Here is a 16,337-nt window from a genome sequence, read left to right as displayed (position 1 = left end):
CCTCACTCGCAGCTGAAGCTCGCCGCGTCCTCCACGCTGCCCGAGCCGTTGTACTGGGCGATCTTCGGATAGGGGCACAGCGGCCGGGTGCGGCCGGGCCAGGGCGCGGTGGCGGCGGCCTTGGCGACGATGCGCTCGGGTGCCTGGCCCTTTTCCACCCACTCCACCAGCGGCGTGAGCGCGTCGTAGAGGTCGGTGGCCGGGCCGCCGGAATTCGAACAGTGGTTCATGCCCGGCACCAGGAACAGCCGCGCGAACTGCTGCGCCTGCGCCGCGCCGCCGTGGGCCGCGGCCAGGCGCTCGACGTAGTCGATGGAGTCGCTGGCCGAGAAGATCGGGTCGGCCGTGCCGTGCACGATCAGCATCTTGCCGCCGCGCTGCTTGAAGGCGCCCACGTCGGTGGAGGCGGTGTTGTAGATCGCCGCGTAGGCATCCAGTCGTGCCGGGTCGGTGTCGAAGTTGAAGCTCCAGAAGTCGAAGTCCGGGGCGGCGGGCGTGAAGAACTCCTTGCGCATGGCGTCGGCGGCGATGAGCGTGACGTTGCGCGAGTTGGGCTCCGCGGTGGCGGACGTGCCCAGGCGCCAGTTGCGCCAGTCAGCGCCGGCGATGCCCGGGTCCCAGGGCCAGCTGGCGTACAGCGGGTGGCCGGCCGAGTTGCGCGGGCCGCCAAAGTCGCGTTTCAGGGCGCCGACCTGCCCGGCCGTGAGGCAGCTGTCGGTCTTGGCGCCGCTGCACTGAAGCACGGCCGGGTCGAAATTGCAGGCCCCGGGGTTGGCGGCGACGATGCCGTCCACCGCGCCGTCCAGGCCGTCGCAGCGCTGCAGCACGGCGTTGGCGACGAGCTTCAGGTCACTGTCCGACAGCGCCTGCGCCAGCACGCCGCCGGGCGCGATGGCCCGGTAGCCGATGCTGCTCCACACCGAGGCCAGCGTCGCCTCCTTGGCGACCTTGATGGCCGGCGCGTTGGCCGCCACGCCGTCGAAGTGGTTCGGGAAGCGCTGCGGGAACAGCAGCGCCTGGCGCCCGCCGCCGGAGCAGCCGACGAAGTAGGAGTGATCGGGCGCGCGGCCGTAGGCGCGGGCGATCAGGTCCTTGGCCGCCAGCGTGACCTGGTCGTAGCTGTTGTAGGCGTGGTCGATGCGCGCCTGCGGGTCCAGGCCGAAGCTGGCGTCCGTGCCCTGGTGGCCCGCGTCGGTGCTGACCACGGCGAAGCCCTGGGCCAGCGCGCCGGTCTGCAGCCCCGGGAGCGAGCCGGCATTGCCTGCCAGCGCACCCAGCGCGGGGCGCACCGTGCCGTCGTTGCCGCCGCCGCCCTGGAACATGAAGCGGCCGTTCCAGCTCTTGGGCAGGCGCAGCTCGAAGCCGATGTGGTAGGGCTTGCCGTCGGCGCCGGTGCGCGGGTTCATCTGCCCCGTGACCACGCAGTGCTCGGGCAGCGTGTTGCCGCTGAGCACCGTGCCTGCCGGCACGCTGGCGGTGCTGAGCGTGGTGCCGGGCAGCGCCAACTGGGCGATGCGGGCGCAGTCCAGCGCCAGCGGGGTTTCGGTGGCCGCGGGCGGATTGGGGGTGCCGTTGGAGGGGGTGGCAGGGTTGCCGGTGCTGCCGCCGTCACCGCCGCCGCAGGCGGACAGCAGGGCGGTGCAGGCGAGGGCGATGAGGGTTTTTCCGTGCATGGGTGTCTCCGGAGGTTTTATGTCGGTCCGCGCAGGGCACGACCGGACTTCGGCGCTCCGCGCGCGATGGCGCGGGCCGTGGAAAAGGTTTTGATGGGAGCCGGCAACGAGTGCGGCCAGAGGGCAGTTGTCGGACGTTGGCCGTGAGCTGATCCGGCCCGCTCCCTACTTCGTCATCCCCGCGCAGGCAGGGACCCAGGCGGTCCCACGGCAGGGCGTGAGCGCTGGCGCAGGCATCGCGACATCCAGGTTCCTGGTGCGCCGCTTGAACAGCTTCCGGCTGACTTGGGGACCACCTGGGTTCCCGCCTGCGCGGGAATGACGAAGTAGAGGGCGCGGCTTCTCAGCCTTCGGGCCACCTCAGACAACGCTTTTCCGAGAGCACTGGCAGTTCTCCCTTGCCAGCTTGTCCGTATCAATCCGCCTTGAACCCGCTGGCCTTGACGATGCCGGCCCAGCGCTGGGCCTCGGCCTTGACCATGCGCTCGGTCTCGGCGCGCGGCACGCCCGTGACGGTGAAGCCGGCCTCCTGCAGCTTCTGCTTCACGTCCGGCGCCTGCACCGCCGCCACCGCCTGGCGGCCGAGCTGCTCGATGGCCGCCGCCGGCGTGCCCGCGGGCACGAACAGCGCGAACCAGGCCGAGAAGTCCACCTTGGGCCATCCGGCCTCGGCGAAGGTGGGCACCTCGGGCAGCAGCGACGAGCGCGCGGCGGCGGTGGTCGCCAGCGCGCGCAGCTTGCCGCCCTTGACCTGCGGCACCGCCAGCGCGGTGGAGACGAAGGCGGCCTGCACGTCGCCCGACACCAGCGCAGTGATGGCGTCGCCCGTGGCGCGGTAGTGCACCGGCTCGATCCTGAAGCCGGCCTGCTCCGCCAGCACCTCGGCACCGAAGTGCCCCGGCGTGCCCGCGCCGAAGGTGGCGAAGTTGAGGCGGTCGCGGTGCGCCCTGGCGGCGTCGATGAAGCCCTTGAGGTCCTTGACGGGCGAGCTCGCCGGCACCACCAGGATGAAATCCGAGCGCACCACCTCCGCCACGGGAATGAGCTCGCGGGCCGGGTCGTAGGGCAGCTTGCTGTAGGCCGCGGGCGCGATGGCGATGGAGCCCACCTCGCCCAGCAGCACCGTCGTGCCGTCGGGCGCGCTCTTGGCCACGGCCTGGGTGGCGATCTGGCCACCGGCGCCGGCGCGGTTGTCGATCACCAGGTTCTGCTTCATCAGCTCGCCCAGCTTCTGGCCCAGCGTGCGCGCCAGCACGTCCGGGCCGGTGCCGGGCGGGAAGCCGACGACGAGTTTCAACGGGCTCTGCGCGAGGGCGCCCAGCGGCGGCAGGGCCAGGGCGCTCAGGCCCAGCAGGAGGTGGCGGCGGCGCATGGCGGGGGTCTCCTTGTGTGATGCGGTCCAGTGTGGGCCGCGTCCGGCGCCGGGTCTGTCATCCCAGAGTGCGACAGGGTTGCTCATGACTCACCCTGTCGTCCTCTGGGTGGACCGCGTGCGCCGCCCGGGCGCCTGAAGATGGCCGAGTCATTTCACTGAAAGCACCGCCATGTCCGCACTGCCGCCCCCGCCCGAGCTGGCTTCCCTGTGCCGCATCACCTGCGAGGTCGATGCGCTGGTGTCGCTGGGCGCCGCGCCCGCCGGCGAGCGCCGCTACGTGCCGCTGGGCGGCGGCACGGTGGAGGGCGAGCTCACCGGCACGCTGGTGCCCGGCGGCGTGGACTGGCAACTGCTGCGTGCCGACGGCGTGCTGGAGATCGCCGCGCACTACGTGCTGCGCCTGGACGACGGCAGCCTGGTGGAGGTGCAGAGCAACGGCCTGCGCCACGGGCCGGCCGAGGTGATGGCGCGCCTGGCGCGCGGGGAGGCGGTGGCGCCGCACGAATACTTCTTTCGCACCCTCATGCGCTTCACCACCGGCGCGCCGGCCTGGGCGCACCTCAACAAGGTGATGGCCATCGCCGTGGGCCGGCGCGAGGCGCGGCGCGTGGTGCTGGACGTGTACCGGTTGGGGTGAGCGCCGGGCCGGCCGGCTTAGAACCCCACCGGCTCCAGGATCTGCGTGCTGGAGCGCACCTGCTGCTTGCCGGCCTTCTTCACCTCGCACATCCGGCCATCGGCCGCGCGCAGCAGGGCGTCCATGTCGGTGCCGTCCTCGTGCAGCAGGGCGATGCCGATGGAGGCGCCGATGCGCAGCACCGCGGTACCCAGCGGGATTGGCGCCATCAGCTGCGCACGGATGCGCTTGGCCACGGTCTCGGCGTCCAGCCGCGAGGCAATGGAGCGCAGCACCACCACGAAGCCGTCGCCGTCCACCCGCGCGATCACGTCGCCGCCCCGGCAGCGCTGCTGCAGCCGGCAGGCCACCTCCTGCAGCACCTGGTCGCCGGCCGTGCGGCTGAAGCGCTCGTTGATGGCCTTGAAATCGTCCAGGTCGAAGGCCAGCACGGCGATGGAATGGCCGTGGCCCCGGGGCTCGCGCGCCAGCCCGGCCAGCTGCTGCTCCAGCCCGCGGCGGTTGAGCAGCCCGGTGAGCGGGTCGTGCAGCGCATCGGCGCCGGGCTGCGCCACCGCGTCGGGGCCCGTGTGGCGCAGGCGCCCGGAGAGCGCGAGGGCGCCGAGCAGGCAGGCGGCCAGCGCCACGCCGCCGCCGGCAAGCAGGCGCCGGATCAGCCCGAAGCGCTCGTCCTTGTGCCGGGTGTGGGACTGCAGCAGTTCGCGCTCGGCCTGCTGCGCCTGGTCCAGCAGCTCGCGCAGCTCGGCGACCGGGCCGTGCTCCATGCGGGCGGCCAGGTAGGACTGCAGCGCGGCGGCTCCCTGGCGCTCGCCGATGTTGGCCGCGCCGCGGTACTGGTCCAGCACCTCCAGCAGCTTGGCGCGCAGCGGTTGCAGTCGCCGGCTCTGCGCCGGGTCGTGGTCGGCCAGCGCCAGGAGGCGGTCGGCGGCCTGCCTCGCTTCGTTCGCACGGGAGCGCACCCGCTGCAGCAGGTCCTTGTCCGGCACCACCATGAAGTTGCGCAGCCACACCGCCGAGCGCAGGGCCTCGTGGCGGATCTGCCCGATCTGCTCCAGGACCGCGTGCGTGCGCTCCACCTCCCGGCTGTCACGCTCGAAATCCGACAGCGCGGCATAGCCCGCGGTCCCCAGGCCGATCACGAGCAGCAGGGCGAGGAACTGGGTCAGGCGCAGGAGGCGCGTGATGCGGTGCAGCATGGAGCAAGGGCCTACTTGCAGCCAACAGCCGCCGGTCGCCTGGAAATCGATGAACTCCCTACGGTTATCGACCGGGCGCCCGCCGCATTGATGCCCCGATTCGTGAAAGAGTCACGCGCTCCGGGGCAGAAAGGCCGCGAACAGCTCGCTCTTGAAGCGCAGCTCCAGCCGCTCGAAGGCGCGGGCGCGGTAGGTTTTCACCGTGGCCAGGCTCAAGCCCAGGTCGGCGGCGATGCCGTCGTAGGTCATGCCGCGCAGCAGCCGCTCCAGCACGTCGAGCTCGCGCCCGGTGAGCGCCGCGCAGCGCCGGCGCAGCGCCTGGCGCGGTGTTTCCGCTGCGGCCGGTGCCGCAGCGTGCTCGTCCTGCCACTCGGCATGGCGCGCCACGGCGGCCAGCAGCGCCGGCGCCATCCGGCCGAAGTGCTCCAGCTGCACCGCCTCGAAGCCGCCCTGCGGCGCATGGCGGTAGAGGTTGACGGCCAGCAGCGAGCCGTCGGTGTCGAGCCGCGCCACCGACAGCCGCTCCACCATGCCATGGCGCAGGTAGATGGCCTGGCGGTGGTCGGCGCTGGGCGCCTCGTCGGCGTGCATGCGCAGCATCACGGCACGGTCGCGGCCCTGGGTGCGCACGGCATCGAAGCTGCGGTCGCGCCGGTACAGGCCGGCGTCGCGGTAGGTGGCGAAGCAGTCGCCGGTGGTGTCGGGCACGCCGCGGCTGGCCGAGAGGTGCAGGGTGGGCGCGCGGTCCGGGCGCAGCCGGTACACCGCCCAGGAGGCGGCGCCCACCGCCTCCTGCAGCCCCGCCAGCGCGGCGGCGGCGAAGTGGGGGCGGGCGACGGCGCCGATCACCGTGCCCAGGGCCGACTGCGCGGGGTCGGGGCGCGGAGTGTCCAGGGTCCAGGCCTGCATCGCGGATCTCCTTGCTGCATCGGCCCGGCCGGGTGGCTCGCGCGCGCCGGGCTCAAAGCGGGGAAGGCTACTCCGTCACGCCCGCCGCCAGCGCCAGCGTGGCCGCCGCCGCGCGCGGATCAGCGCGCAGGGCGTCGAGCTGCGCCAGCAGCGTCTCCAGCTCCGGCAGCAGTTGCGTGAAGAACAGCACCGCCGTGGCGCGCTTGCGGCGGTGGAAGGCGTCGTCGGCCGCCCCAACCGCCGCGGCGTCGGCGCGGGCCCACAGCGCGGCCAACAGCACCAGGCCGCAGCCGCGCAGCGCGCTGGGCGCCGCCAGGCCGGCGGGGACATCGGCGTCCATCACGTTGCGCAGGGCGGTCAGCAGCCGCTCGGCGGCCTGCGTCGCGGCGGCGGCCCACGGCGAAGCCACGTCCTGCAGCAGTCGCGTCGTCAACTGGGCGAAGGCCTGGGCATGGTCGGGCAGCAGCCGGCGCTGCCACAGGTCCAGCGCCTGGATCTCGTTGGTGCCTTCATAGAGCAGCGACACGCGCAGGTCGCGCAGCCGCTGCTCGATGCCCCATTCGCTGACGTAGCCGTGTCCGCCGAACACCTGCAGGCAATCGCTGACGGCTTTGAAACCCTGGTCGGTGAGCAGCGCCTTGACGATGGGCGTGAGCAGCGAGGCCTCGCGCAGCGCGCGCTCGCGCTCGGCCGCGTCCGGGTGCGCATGCGCCTGGTCCAGCCGCAGCGCGGTCCACAGCGCCAGCATGCGGCCGCCCTCGGTCCAGGCGCGGGCCTGCGCCAGCAGCCGCTGCACCGGGGCGTGGCGCAGGATCGGGACGCCGCCCTGCGCGCGCTGCGTGGCGTAGTCCTCGGCCTGCGCCAGCGCGGCGCCGGCGGCGCCCACGCCCTGCAGCCCGACGTTGATGCGCGCGGCATTCATCATCACGAACATGGCGTTGAGGCCGCGCCCGGGCTCGCCCACCAGCCAGCCGGTGGCGCCGTCGAAGCGCAGCACGCAGGTCGGGCTGGCGTGCAGGCCCATCTTTTCCTCCAGCCGCTCCACCACCACGGCGTTGCGCGTGCCGTCGGGCAGCCACTTGGGCACCAGGAACAGGCTCAAGCCGCGCGAGCCCGCCGGCGCGTCGGGCAGCCGCGCCAGCACCAGGTGCACGATCTGGTGGGTGAGGTCGTGGTCGCCGCCGGAGATGAAGATCTTGGTGCCCTCCACCACCACGCTGCCGTCCCCGCGCGGCGTGGCGCGGGTGCGGCACAGGCCCAGGTCGCTGCCGGCCTGCGGCTCCGTGAGCGCCATGGTGACCAGCGACTTGCCGCTGGCCAGGTCGCCCAGGTAGCGGGCCTTCAGCTCCTCGCTGCCATGCGCGCGCAGGCAGGCGTAGCCGCCGTGCAGGATGCCGAAGTACATGCCCCAGCCCGGATTGGCAGCGCTGATGGCCTCGTGCAGCACCGCCTCCACCACCTGGGGCAGGCCCTGGCCGCCGTCGTCCGGGTGGCAGGCCAGCAGCGGCCAGCCGCCCTCGACGAACTCGGACCAGGCCCAGGCGAAGCCGGTGGGCGCGCGCACGCTGCCGTTTTCCAGGTGGCAGCCCTCGCGGTCGCCCGAGGCGTTGAGCGGCGCGAGGAGCCCGTCGGCGAACTCGTGCGCGGCCTCGGCCACCTGGTCGATGAGCGCGGCATCGACCTCGGCATGGGCCGGCAGGCCGGCCAGCACGGCGGGGGCCTGCAGCAGCTGCTGCAGGACGAAGCGGGTGTCGCGCAGGGCGTCCTGGCTCATGGCCTCAACCTTCCGGCGTGAACCCGATGCGCTTGACGATGGGCCCCCAGGCCGCGTTCTCCTCGCGCACCATCTTCTGCAGCTCGGCCGGCGTGTTGGCCGAGGCTTCCAGGCCGAGCTGGGCGAAGGCGTCAATCGTTTCCTGCGTGGACACGGCCGCCTTGATGGCCGCGGCGGCGCGGTTGACGATGTCCGCCGGCGTCCTGGGCGGCAGGAAGAAGCCGTACCACTCCTGCATCGTCAGCGTCTTGAAGCCCTGCTCGGCGTAGGTGGGCACGTCGGGCAGGAAGCGCGAGCGCTGCGGGCCCGAGGTGGCGAGCACGCGCACCTTGCCGCTCTTGAGGTGCGGCAGGTGGTCGCCGATGGGCGAGCTCATGGATGCGATCTGGCCGCCCACCAGGTCGGTCACGCCCGGGGCCGAGCCGCGGTAGGGCACGTGGTTGAGCTCCACGCCGCTTTCCTTGGCCAGCAGCGCCGCCACGAAGTGGTTCGGCGAGCCCGCCCCCGGCGTGGCGTAGTTGGCCTTGGACGGATTGGCCTTGGCCCAGGCCAGGAAGTCCTTGAGCGTCCTGACCGACTCCGGCACCGCCGGGCCCACGGCCAGCGCGAACTGCACGATGGCACCGGTGCACACCGGCGTGACGTCGTCGATGCCGTAGTTGATGTTGCGGTAGATGTGCGGATACAGCGTGATCATGGCCGCCGGCGTCATCAGCATGGTGCTGCCGTCGGGCGCGCTGCGCTTGAGCTCCTCCACCGCCAGGCGCCCGCCCACGCCGGCCTTGTTCTCCACCAGCGCCATCTTGGCGAAGCTGCCGCGCAGCTTCTCGGCCACGCGGCGCGACACGGCGTCCGTGGTGCCGCCGGCCGGGAAGCCGCACAGCACGCGCGTCTGCTCCACCAGCGTCTGCGCCGAGGCCAGGCGCGGCAGCCCGGCCAGCGAGGAAAAGGCGAAGGCGCCGCCGGTGGCGGCCAGGAACTGTCTGCGAGCGAGCGTCATGGAGGTCTCCTGAGAGGTTTTCGGTTGCTTGGGCAACCTGTAGGTATGCGTGGAATGGGCGGGGCGTCAGCGCGGCGCCATGCGCAGCGCGCCGTCGAGGCGGATCACTTCGCCGTTGAGGTGGCCGTTGCCGACGATGTGCGCGGCCAGCTGCGCGAACTCCTGCGGCTGGCCCAGCTGCTTCGGGAACGGAATGGACGCCGCCAGCGACTGCTGCACCTCGGCCGGCAGCTCCTGCAGCAGCGGCGTGCTGAACAGCCCCGGCGCGATCGTCATGACGCGGATGCCCCATTGCGCCAGGTCGCGCGCCAGCGGCAGCGTCATGGCCGTGACGCCGCCCTTGGAGGCGGCATAGGCCTCCTGGCCGACCTGGCCGTCGAAGGCCGCGACGCTGGCGGTGTTGACGATCACGCCACGCTCGCCGGACGCCGTCACCGGCTCCAGCTTCGCGGCCTGCGCGGCGAAGAGGCGCACCATGTTGTAGGTGCCGATGAGGTTCACGCGCACCGTGCGCTCGAAGTCGGCCAGCGGCGCCGGCGAGCCGTCGCGCTGGATCACGCGCTTGGCGCCGCCGATGCCGGCCACGTTCATGAGGATGCGTGCCGGCCCGAAGCTTTCATGGGTCACGGCGAGCGCCTGGGTGACGCTGGCCTCGTCCGTGATGTCGCAGTGCAGCGCCAAGCCGTGGATGTCGGCCGCGACGCGCTTGGCGCCGGCCTCGTTGAGGTCGAGCACCGCCACCTGCGCGCCCAGCCGCGCCAGCTCGCGCGCCGTGGCCTCGCCCAGCCCCGAGCCGCCGCCGGTGACGATCGCCACCTGTCCGTGGATGTTCATGTCCGTGTCTCCTCGTTTGCGTGTTCAGCGCCGCGGCAGGACCAGCCAGGGGTCGGTGCCGTCGTACATGGCCTCGACCAGCGCCGCGCGGCTGGCCAGCACGGCGCGCTGGTTGATGGAGCCCTTGTCCGTGACCTCGCCCTTGTCCAGCGACGGCGGCTCGGCCAGCACGTGCAGGCGCGCCACGCGGTTGGCGCTGCCGGTGCCCTCGGCCCAGAGCTTGTCGGCCAGCTGCTGGAAGAACTCGCGCACCGCCGGGTGGTGCAGCACCTCGGGTGCCGGCGTGCGCGGCGCCAGGCCCGCCAGCCGGCGGCATTCGTCCAGCCGCGGGAACACCATCAGCCCGACCTCGCCGCGGTTGAGGCCCGTCACCACGGCGTCCTGCACGCAGGGCGCGCCCGCCAGCAGCACCTTGGTGCGCAGCGGCCCGACGCTGACGAAGGTGCCGGTGTTGAGCTTGAAGTCCTCGGCGATGCGCCCGTCGAAGAGCAGGCCCTTCTGCGGGTCGGTGGGGTCCACGAACTTCACGGCGTCGCCGGTGCAGTAGAAACCTTCGTCGTCGAAGGCCTCGGCCGTCTGCTCCGGGTTGCGCCAGTAACCGGGCATGACGTTGGGGCCGCGGAAGCGGATCTCCACCTTGTCGGCCACCGGGACGAGCTTCACGTCCACGCCGGGGCAGGGCAGGCCGACGTGGCCGGTCTGCAGCTCGGCATTGAGCGCGAAGGTGCAGGACGGGGCGGTTTCCGTCATGCCCAGACCCGTGATCATCAGAATGCGCTCGCCGATGGTGGCCTCGGCATGGGCGTGCAGCTTGTCGAGGGTGGCCTGCGACAGCACAGCGCCGGCGTACTTGAACATGCGCACGCGGGCGAACAGCGTCTTGCGCAGCTGCTCATCGCTGTCCATGGCGGCGGCGATCTCGTCGAAGCCGCGCGGCACGTTGAAGTAGATCGTGGGCGAGATCTCGCGCAGGTTGCGCAGCGTCTCGGCCATGCCCGCCGGCGTGGGGCGGCCGTCGTCGATGTAGAGCGTGCCGCCGTGGTAGAGCGTGATGCCGACGTTGTGGTTGCCGCCGAAGGTGTGGTTCCAGGGCAGCCAGTCCACCAGCACCGGTGGCTCATCCTGCAGGAACGGATAGGCCTGGGTGGCCATCTGCAGGTTGGCGCACATCATGCGCTGGGTGTTGACCACGCCCTTGGGCGCCTTGGTCGAACCCGAGGTGAACAGGAACTTCACGATCGTGTCCGGGCCGACCTTGGCGTGCGCAACCTCCTCGCGCGTGCCGGGCTCGGTGGCCGTCAGCGCCGCGAAGGGCGTCACCGGGCCGCTCTCCAGCTGGCCCTCGGTCAGCACCACCTCCACGTCCGGGCCGGCCACGGCCTCGATGGCCTTGGCGTAGCGCGCGTCCGACGCGAACACCAGGCCCGGCGTCGTGACGCTGAAGATGTGGCGCAGCTTGGCGTAGTCGGTGGCCACCAGCGAGTACGCGGGCGAGATGGGCACGTAGGGCACGCCCACCCACTGCGCCGCGGTGGACAGGATGAAGTGCTCCAGGTCGTTGTCCGACAGGATGGCGATGGGGCGGTCCACCGACAGCGGGCGCACCGCCAGGGCCTGGCCCACGCGCTGCGCCAGGTCCAGCATCTGCGCGTAGGTGATGCGGCGCCAGTCGCCGCCCAGGGCCGGGTCGCGCTTGGCGACGAAGGTGCGATCCGGCGCGACGCGGGCCCAGCGCTCCAGCCGGTCGGTCAGCCGCGCGGGATAGGGCTCCAGCGCCTCGGTGGAGCGCAGCACCAGCTCGCCGCCGGGCCGCTCCTCGATCGTGGCGGCCAGGCAGCCGCCCACGCGGGCGCTGCGGTACTTGGCCAGGATGCTCATGAACTGTCTCCTCGGGTCCTGTGGGGGCGGCCTGTGCTGCTTCTGGCGGCGGCTTCAGGACTTGACGACCTTGCCGGCGCGCTTTTCCAGGAAGGCGCGCAGCCGCTCCTGGGCGTCGGGCGTGCTCTCGGCCACGGCGGCCATCAGCGATTCGGTGAACAGCCCTTCGGACTGCGACTGGTCGGCGATGCGCGGCAGCGCGTGCATCACGGCGTAGTTGCTCATCGGGGCGTTGGTGGCGATGCGCCGCGCCAGCTCGATGGCCTTGCTCAGGCCCTCGCCGTCGCGCACGCGGTACTGCACCAGCCCGGCGGCCTGGCCCTCGTCGGCGTCGTAGACGCGGCCGGTGAGCATCAGGTCGGTCATGCGCGACACGCCGATCAGGCGCGGGATGCGCACCGAGCCGCCGCCGCCCACGAAGATGCCGCGCTGCCCCTCGGGCAGGCCGAAGTAGGCCGAGTCCTCGGCGACGCGGATGTGGCACGCCGAGGCCAGCTCCAGCCCGCCGCCCACCACCGCGCCATGCAGCGCGGCCACCACCGGCACGCGGCCGAACTGCACCGCGTCGAAGGCGGCATGCCACATGCGGGAGTGCTGCACGCCCGAGCCGATGTCGCGCGCCACCAGCTCCGACAGGTCCAGCCCGGCGCAGAAATGCTCGCCCTCGCCGCTGATCACCACCGCGCGCGTGCCCTCGGGCTGGTTCACGAAGGCGGTGTGCAGCTGCTGGATCAGCGGGTCGCTGATGGCGTTGCGCTTGGCCGGGCGCATCAGGCGGATGTGCAGCACGGCGCCGTCGGTTTCGACGCGCAGCAGGTCCAGGTTGGCCAGCAGGCCGGCGGCGGGAGTGAAGTCGGATTGCATGGTGCGGGGAAGGGTGCGTTGATGCTTAATCATGTTAAGCACGTGAACCAAGTTGAAGCACCGTGTTTACCCGAATATTGCAGAGATAAAGCACAATGTTTTTAGACCGTATCAGGGGAATCCCGATCCTGAACATCAAAAACGATTAATAAGATTAAGCACATGCCGCCACCGGACCGCCCTCGGGGAAGCGCCGGGCGGCATGCAGTCGTACCGGAAGTTCAGGAGTTCCCCGTTCATGCGTTTCACATCCGCACCTTCTCTGTCCCTGGGCGTGGGCGCCCTGGCCCTGCTGTCGCTGGCGGCCTGCGGCGGCGGCGATGACGCCCCGCCCCGGCTGGCCGCGGCCACGCCGGCATCGCTCGGCGGTACGTGCGAGGCCCTGGCGGCCAAGCTGGCCGGGCAGGCCGACACCCGCATCGAATCCGTCACGACCGAGGCGGCCGGCAAGCTGATGCAGGGCGGCCAGCCCGTGGCCGAGCACTGCCTGGTGAAGGGCAGGATGTTCGAGCGCACCAGCGCGGTGGATGGCAACACCTACGCCATCGGCTTCGAGATGCGCCTGCCCAAGGCCTGGAACGGCCGCTTCTATCACCAGGGCAATGGCGGCATCGACGGCATGGTGCAGCCGGCCCGGGGCGCGCTGGGCGGCGGGCCGCTGACCGGCGCGCTGCAGCAGGGCTTCGCCGTGATCAGTTCGGACGCGGGCCATGCCCAGGCCGACGGCCCCTATTTCGGCCTCGACCCGCAGGCCCGTCTGGACTACGGCTACCAGGCGGTGGGCAAGCTCACGCCCATGGCCAAGGAAACGATCCGCCGCGCCTACGGCAAGGCGCCCGACCGCTCCTACTTCGGCGGCTGCTCCAACGGCGGCCGGCATGCCTTCATCGCCGCCACGCGCTATGCCGACCAGTACGACGGCATCCTGGCCGGTGCGCCGGGCTTCAACCTGCCCAAGGCGGCCGTCGCCAACATCTGGGGCGCGCAGCGCTATGCGACCGTGGCCACCGGCGACGTCACCACGGCGGCCGGGCTGGAAACCGCCTTCAACGCCGACGAGCGCAGGCTGGTGAGCCGCGCGGTGCTGGCCAAGTGCGATGCGCTCGACGGCGCCCGCGACAGCCTGGTGCAGGACACCGGCGCCTGCCAGGCCACGTTCAACATCGCCACCGACGTGCCCACCTGCACGGGAGGGCGCGACGGCAGCTGCCTGAGCGCGGCGCAGAAGGGCGTGATCGCCGCGATCATGGCCGGGCCCCGGACCAGCGCCGGCGCGCCGGTGTACGCCAGCTTCCCGTGGGATGCGGGCATCAGCGGCAGCGGCATCGCGGCCTGGGAGTTCAACGCCTCGATCTCGGTGGACCGCGACGCCGGCAGCGTGCCCTTCATCTTCATGTCGCCGCCGCAAAACCCGGTCGGCTACGACGCTCCGGCCTTCGCCCTCAACACGCCGATCGACACCCTGGTGGCCGCCATCAACGCCACCAGCGGCGTCTACACCGAGTCGGCCATGGGCTTCATGACGCCGCCGAACCCGACCGAGCTGGGCACGCTCAAGAACCGCGGCGCCAAGATGCTGGTCTACCACGGCGTCAGCGACCCGATCTTCTCCGTCAACGACACCCAGGCCTGGTACGACGGGCTGCGCGCCGCCAACGGCGGCGACGCCTCCAGCTTCGCCAAGCTCTACCGCGTGCCCGGCATGGGCCACTGCTCGGGCGGCCCGGCCACGGACCAGTTCGACATGCTCGCGCCGCTGGTGAAGTGGGTGGAGCAGGGCCAGGCGCCGCAGGCGGTGGTGGCCTCGGCCCGCGGCACGGGCAATGCCGGCGGCGTGAATGCCGACGTGCCGGCCGACTGGGCCCCGAACCGCACCCGGCCGCTGTGCCCGTATCCGCAAGTGGCACGCTACAAGGGCAGCGGCAGCCTGGAGTCGGACCAGAGCTTCAGCTGCCAGTAACCACCCCACACACGGCGCGCCGCGGGCGGGCCGTGTCTCCTCCAGGAGCCTTCCATGGACCTCGACAAGCTCATCGCCATCGACATCCACACCCACGCCGAGGTGTCGTGCTGGAACCCCTTCGACAACTACGGCGAGGAGTACGACCGCGCGGCCGACAAGTACTTCAAGAACGGCAAGCGCCCCACCATCGCCGAGACCGTCGCCTACTACCGCGAGCGCGACATCGGCCTGGTGATGTTCACGGTCGATGCCGAGGCCAAGCTCGGCCGCCGCCGCATCCCCAACGAGGAGATCGCCCAGGCCGCGCGCGACAACGCGGACATGATGATCTGCTTCGCCAGCATCGACCCGCACAAGGGGAAAATGGGCGCGCGCGAGGCCCGGCGCCTGATCGAGGAGGAAGGCGTCAAGGGTTTCAAGTTCCACCCGACGGTGCAGGACTTCCTGCCCTACGACCGGATGGCCTGGCCCATCTACGACGTCATCGCCGAGTACAAGCTGCCGGCCATCTTCCACAGCGGGCATTCGGGCATCGGCAGCGGCATGCGCTGCGGCGGCGGCCTCAAGGTGGCCAACTCGAACCCGATGCTGCTGGAGGAGGTGGCCATCGACTGGCCCGACATCGAGATCGTCATCGCGCACCCGAGCTGGCCCTGGCAGGACGAGGCGCTGTCGCTGGCGCTGCACAAGCCCAACATCTGGATCGACCTCTCCGGCTGGAGCCCCAAGTACTTCCCGCAGCAACTGGTGCAGTACGCCAACTCGCTGCTCAAGGACCGCATGCTCTTCGGCAGCGACTACCCGCTCATCAGCCCCGAGCGCTGGATGAAGGATTTTGACGAGGCCGGCTTCAAGCCCGAGGTCAAGCCGCTGATCTTCAAGGACAACGCCGCGCGGCTGCTGCGCCTGCGCTGAGCGTGCCACACCCCGTTGCACGGGCAACCGCTGGCCCGTGCCTCACTGCAACGACACACACAACGAGAGAGAAAGAGGAGACATGAAGAAGACCCTTATCGCCAGCGTGCTGGCTGCCGCCGGTGCCGCGCAGGCGCAGGCGCCCGCCACCAACGTGCAGCTCTACGGCCTGATCGACGTGGCCGTGGAGCGGCTCAACCACGTGGCGCCCACGGGCGGCTCACTCACGCGCATGCCCAACATCACCGGCACGCTGCCCTCGCGCTGGGGCCTGCGCGGCAGCGAGGACCTGGGCGACGGGCTGCGCGCGGTGTTCACGCTGGAGTCGGGCTTCAGCCCCGACACCGGCGGGCTGAACCAGGGCGGGCGGCTGTTCGGGCGCCAGGCCTACGTCGGCCTGGCCAGCAACAGCTGGGGCCAGCTCACCTTCGGCCGGCAGTACAGCTTCTATTACCTGTCGATGCTGGACGCGGGCATCTTCGGCCCCAACATCTACGGCGTGGGCTCGCTGGACCCGTACATCCCGCAGGCGCGCTTCGACAACGCCATCGCCTGGCAGGGCCGCTGGGGCGCCTTCAGCGCCGGCGCCAACTACAGCCTGGGCCGTGACGTGGCCGCCGCGCCGGCGGGCGCGGCCTGCGGCGGCGAGAGCGCCACCGACGCCCAGGCCTGCCGCGCCGCCTCGGCCATGCTCAAGTACGACACCGCCGCCTGGGGCGCCGCCTTTGCCTGGGACCGCCAGCGCGGCGGCGCCGGCGCCGCGGCCGGCCTGGGCGCCAGCGACCTCAGCGACGAGCGCCTGTTCCTCACCGCCTACGCCAAGCTCGGCGCCTGGAAGGTGGGCGCGGGCTGGATTCGCCGCGACAACGAGAGCACCACCGCCGTGGGCCGGCGCAGCAACCTGGGCTACGTGGAGGCGGCCTACGCCATCACGCCGGCGCTTTCGCTGGAGGCGCAGATCGCCAAGCTGGACTACCGCGGCCAGCCCGAGCAGGCGACGCTGCTGTCGCTGCGCGGCACCTACGCGCTGTCCAAGCGCACGGCCGCCTACGTCACGGCCGGGCGCATCGACAACGACGGCCGGCTCAACCTCTCGGCCAGCGGCGGCTCGCCCGGCGGCAATCCCGCCGCCGGCGGCTCCCAGACCGGCTTGGCCGTGGGCATGCGCCACGCCTTCTGACGCCTGCAACCCGCTTCAAGCCAAACGCCCGCTGCCCGCCCGGCAGCGGGCATTTTTTCATGCGCCATCGCCTGCGGGCGGCCGTCAAGCTGAGCCTGCGTGGTGCCGCGCCGGGCGCTCTGTCTCTCGGGCTTCGCCC

General features: G+C 71.8%; 13 protein-coding genes. 4 read left to right on the top strand and 9 right to left on the bottom strand.

Annotation, left to right across the window (positions count from 1 at the left end; genetic code table 11):
• Nucleotides 1–2 precede the first annotated feature (2 nt).
• Nucleotides 3–1,673, bottom strand: coding sequence for a tannase/feruloyl esterase family alpha/beta hydrolase (locus tag HHL10_RS15520; RefSeq protein ID WP_169161299.1), 1,671 nt, complete (start codon nt 1,671–1,673; stop codon nt 3–5).
• 415 nt (nt 1,674–2,088) lie between these two features.
• A complete protein-coding gene (locus tag HHL10_RS15515; protein WP_169161298.1) occupies nt 2,089–3,045 on the bottom strand; it encodes a Bug family tripartite tricarboxylate transporter substrate binding protein in 957 nt (318 codons plus the stop codon).
• A 172-nt stretch (nt 3,046–3,217) separates the two neighbouring features.
• Here HHL10_RS15515 and HHL10_RS15510 point away from each other — a divergent pair, with 172 nt between their 5' ends.
• Nucleotides 3,218–3,685, top strand: coding sequence for a DUF3237 domain-containing protein (locus HHL10_RS15510; protein WP_169161297.1), 468 nt, complete (start codon nt 3,218–3,220; stop codon nt 3,683–3,685).
• A 17-nt stretch (nt 3,686–3,702) separates the two neighbouring features.
• On the opposite strand, the gene HHL10_RS15505 is transcribed toward HHL10_RS15510, so the two are convergent.
• The 7 genes from HHL10_RS15505 to HHL10_RS15475 all read right to left on the bottom strand — a co-directional run bounded on the left by HHL10_RS15505 (nt 3,703) and on the right by HHL10_RS15475 (nt 12,140).
• The gene (locus HHL10_RS15505) at nt 3,703–4,881 is read right to left on the bottom strand and encodes a diguanylate cyclase domain-containing protein (protein ID WP_169161296.1); all 1,179 of its coding nucleotides are present in this window, start codon (nt 4,879–4,881) and stop codon (nt 3,703–3,705) included.
• Nucleotides 4,882–4,992: 111 nt separating this feature from the next.
• Complete coding sequence (locus tag HHL10_RS15500) at nt 4,993–5,790, bottom strand: helix-turn-helix domain-containing protein (RefSeq protein ID WP_169161295.1); 798 nt, start codon at nt 5,788–5,790, stop codon at nt 4,993–4,995.
• Nucleotides 5,791–5,857: 67 nt separating this feature from the next.
• Nucleotides 5,858–7,564, bottom strand: a complete 1,707-nt coding sequence (locus tag HHL10_RS15495; RefSeq protein WP_169161294.1) for an acyl-CoA dehydrogenase family protein — start codon at nt 7,562–7,564, stop codon at nt 5,858–5,860.
• A gap of 4 nt (nt 7,565–7,568) precedes the next feature.
• Nucleotides 7,569–8,564, bottom strand: coding sequence for a Bug family tripartite tricarboxylate transporter substrate binding protein (locus tag HHL10_RS15490; RefSeq protein WP_169161293.1), 996 nt, complete (start codon nt 8,562–8,564; stop codon nt 7,569–7,571).
• Between the two features lie 66 nt (nt 8,565–8,630).
• Nucleotides 8,631–9,398: an SDR family NAD(P)-dependent oxidoreductase gene (locus HHL10_RS15485; protein WP_169161292.1), complete on the bottom strand. Its 768-nt coding sequence runs from the start codon at nt 9,396–9,398 to the stop codon at nt 8,631–8,633.
• Between the two features lie 24 nt (nt 9,399–9,422).
• Nucleotides 9,423–11,276 carry a feruloyl-CoA synthase gene (locus HHL10_RS15480; RefSeq protein WP_169161291.1) on the bottom strand — a complete coding sequence of 618 codons (1,854 nt, stop codon included), beginning with the start codon at nt 11,274–11,276 and terminating at the stop codon, nt 9,423–9,425.
• 54 nt (nt 11,277–11,330) lie between these two features.
• A complete protein-coding gene (locus HHL10_RS15475; RefSeq protein WP_169161420.1) occupies nt 11,331–12,140 on the bottom strand; it encodes a crotonase/enoyl-CoA hydratase family protein in 810 nt (269 codons plus the stop codon).
• A gap of 238 nt (nt 12,141–12,378) precedes the next feature.
• Here HHL10_RS15475 and HHL10_RS15470 point away from each other — a divergent pair, with 238 nt between their 5' ends.
• The 3 genes from HHL10_RS15470 to HHL10_RS15460 all read left to right on the top strand — a co-directional run bounded on the left by HHL10_RS15470 (nt 12,379) and on the right by HHL10_RS15460 (nt 16,198).
• Nucleotides 12,379–14,100: a tannase/feruloyl esterase family alpha/beta hydrolase gene (locus HHL10_RS15470; protein ID WP_169161290.1), complete on the top strand. Its 1,722-nt coding sequence runs from the start codon at nt 12,379–12,381 to the stop codon at nt 14,098–14,100.
• Between the two features lie 54 nt (nt 14,101–14,154).
• A complete protein-coding gene (locus HHL10_RS15465) occupies nt 14,155–15,018 on the top strand; it encodes an amidohydrolase family protein (protein WP_169161289.1) in 864 nt (287 codons plus the stop codon).
• An 82-nt stretch (nt 15,019–15,100) separates the two neighbouring features.
• The gene (locus HHL10_RS15460; RefSeq protein WP_169161288.1) at nt 15,101–16,198 is read left to right on the top strand and encodes a porin; all 1,098 of its coding nucleotides are present in this window, start codon (nt 15,101–15,103) and stop codon (nt 16,196–16,198) included.
• Nucleotides 16,199–16,337: the final 139 nt, after the last annotated feature.

Origin of the sequence: Azohydromonas caseinilytica (assembly GCF_012927045.1) — a bacterium.
In the GTDB taxonomy this organism is placed as follows: domain Bacteria; phylum Pseudomonadota; class Gammaproteobacteria; order Burkholderiales; family Burkholderiaceae_C; genus Azohydromonas; species Azohydromonas caseinilytica.
The sequence above is the reverse complement of the archived record's forward strand: the minus strand, read 5'-3'. Positions and strand labels throughout refer to the sequence as shown.

What these genes read in the sequence shown, in the direction of transcription:
- HHL10_RS15515 (WP_169161298.1), bottom strand. Translation starts at nt 3,045, where the DNA reads ATGCGCCGCCGCCACCTCCTGCTGGGCCTGAGCGCCCTGGCCCTGCCG.
- HHL10_RS15485 (WP_169161292.1), bottom strand. Translation starts at nt 9,398, where the DNA reads ATGAACATCCACGGACAGGTGGCGATCGTCACCGGCGGCGGCTCGGGG.
- HHL10_RS15495 (WP_169161294.1), bottom strand. Translation starts at nt 7,564, where the DNA reads ATGAGCCAGGACGCCCTGCGCGACACCCGCTTCGTCCTGCAGCAGCTG.
- HHL10_RS15480 (WP_169161291.1), bottom strand. Translation starts at nt 11,276, where the DNA reads ATGAGCATCCTGGCCAAGTACCGCAGCGCCCGCGTGGGCGGCTGCCTG.
- HHL10_RS15500 (WP_169161295.1), bottom strand. Translation starts at nt 5,790, where the DNA reads ATGCAGGCCTGGACCCTGGACACTCCGCGCCCCGACCCCGCGCAGTCG.
- HHL10_RS15505 (WP_169161296.1), bottom strand. Translation starts at nt 4,881, where the DNA reads ATGCTGCACCGCATCACGCGCCTCCTGCGCCTGACCCAGTTCCTCGCC.
- HHL10_RS15460 (WP_169161288.1), top strand. Translation starts at nt 15,101, where the DNA reads ATGAAGAAGACCCTTATCGCCAGCGTGCTGGCTGCCGCCGGTGCCGCG.
- HHL10_RS15465 (WP_169161289.1), top strand. Translation starts at nt 14,155, where the DNA reads ATGGACCTCGACAAGCTCATCGCCATCGACATCCACACCCACGCCGAG.
- HHL10_RS15510 (WP_169161297.1), top strand. Translation starts at nt 3,218, where the DNA reads ATGTCCGCACTGCCGCCCCCGCCCGAGCTGGCTTCCCTGTGCCGCATC.
- HHL10_RS15470 (WP_169161290.1), top strand. Translation starts at nt 12,379, where the DNA reads ATGCGTTTCACATCCGCACCTTCTCTGTCCCTGGGCGTGGGCGCCCTG.
- HHL10_RS15520 (WP_169161299.1), bottom strand. Translation starts at nt 1,673, where the DNA reads ATGCACGGAAAAACCCTCATCGCCCTCGCCTGCACCGCCCTGCTGTCC.
- HHL10_RS15475 (WP_169161420.1), bottom strand. Translation starts at nt 12,140, where the DNA reads ATGCAATCCGACTTCACTCCCGCCGCCGGCCTGCTGGCCAACCTGGAC.
- HHL10_RS15490 (WP_169161293.1), bottom strand. Translation starts at nt 8,564, where the DNA reads ATGACGCTCGCTCGCAGACAGTTCCTGGCCGCCACCGGCGGCGCCTTC.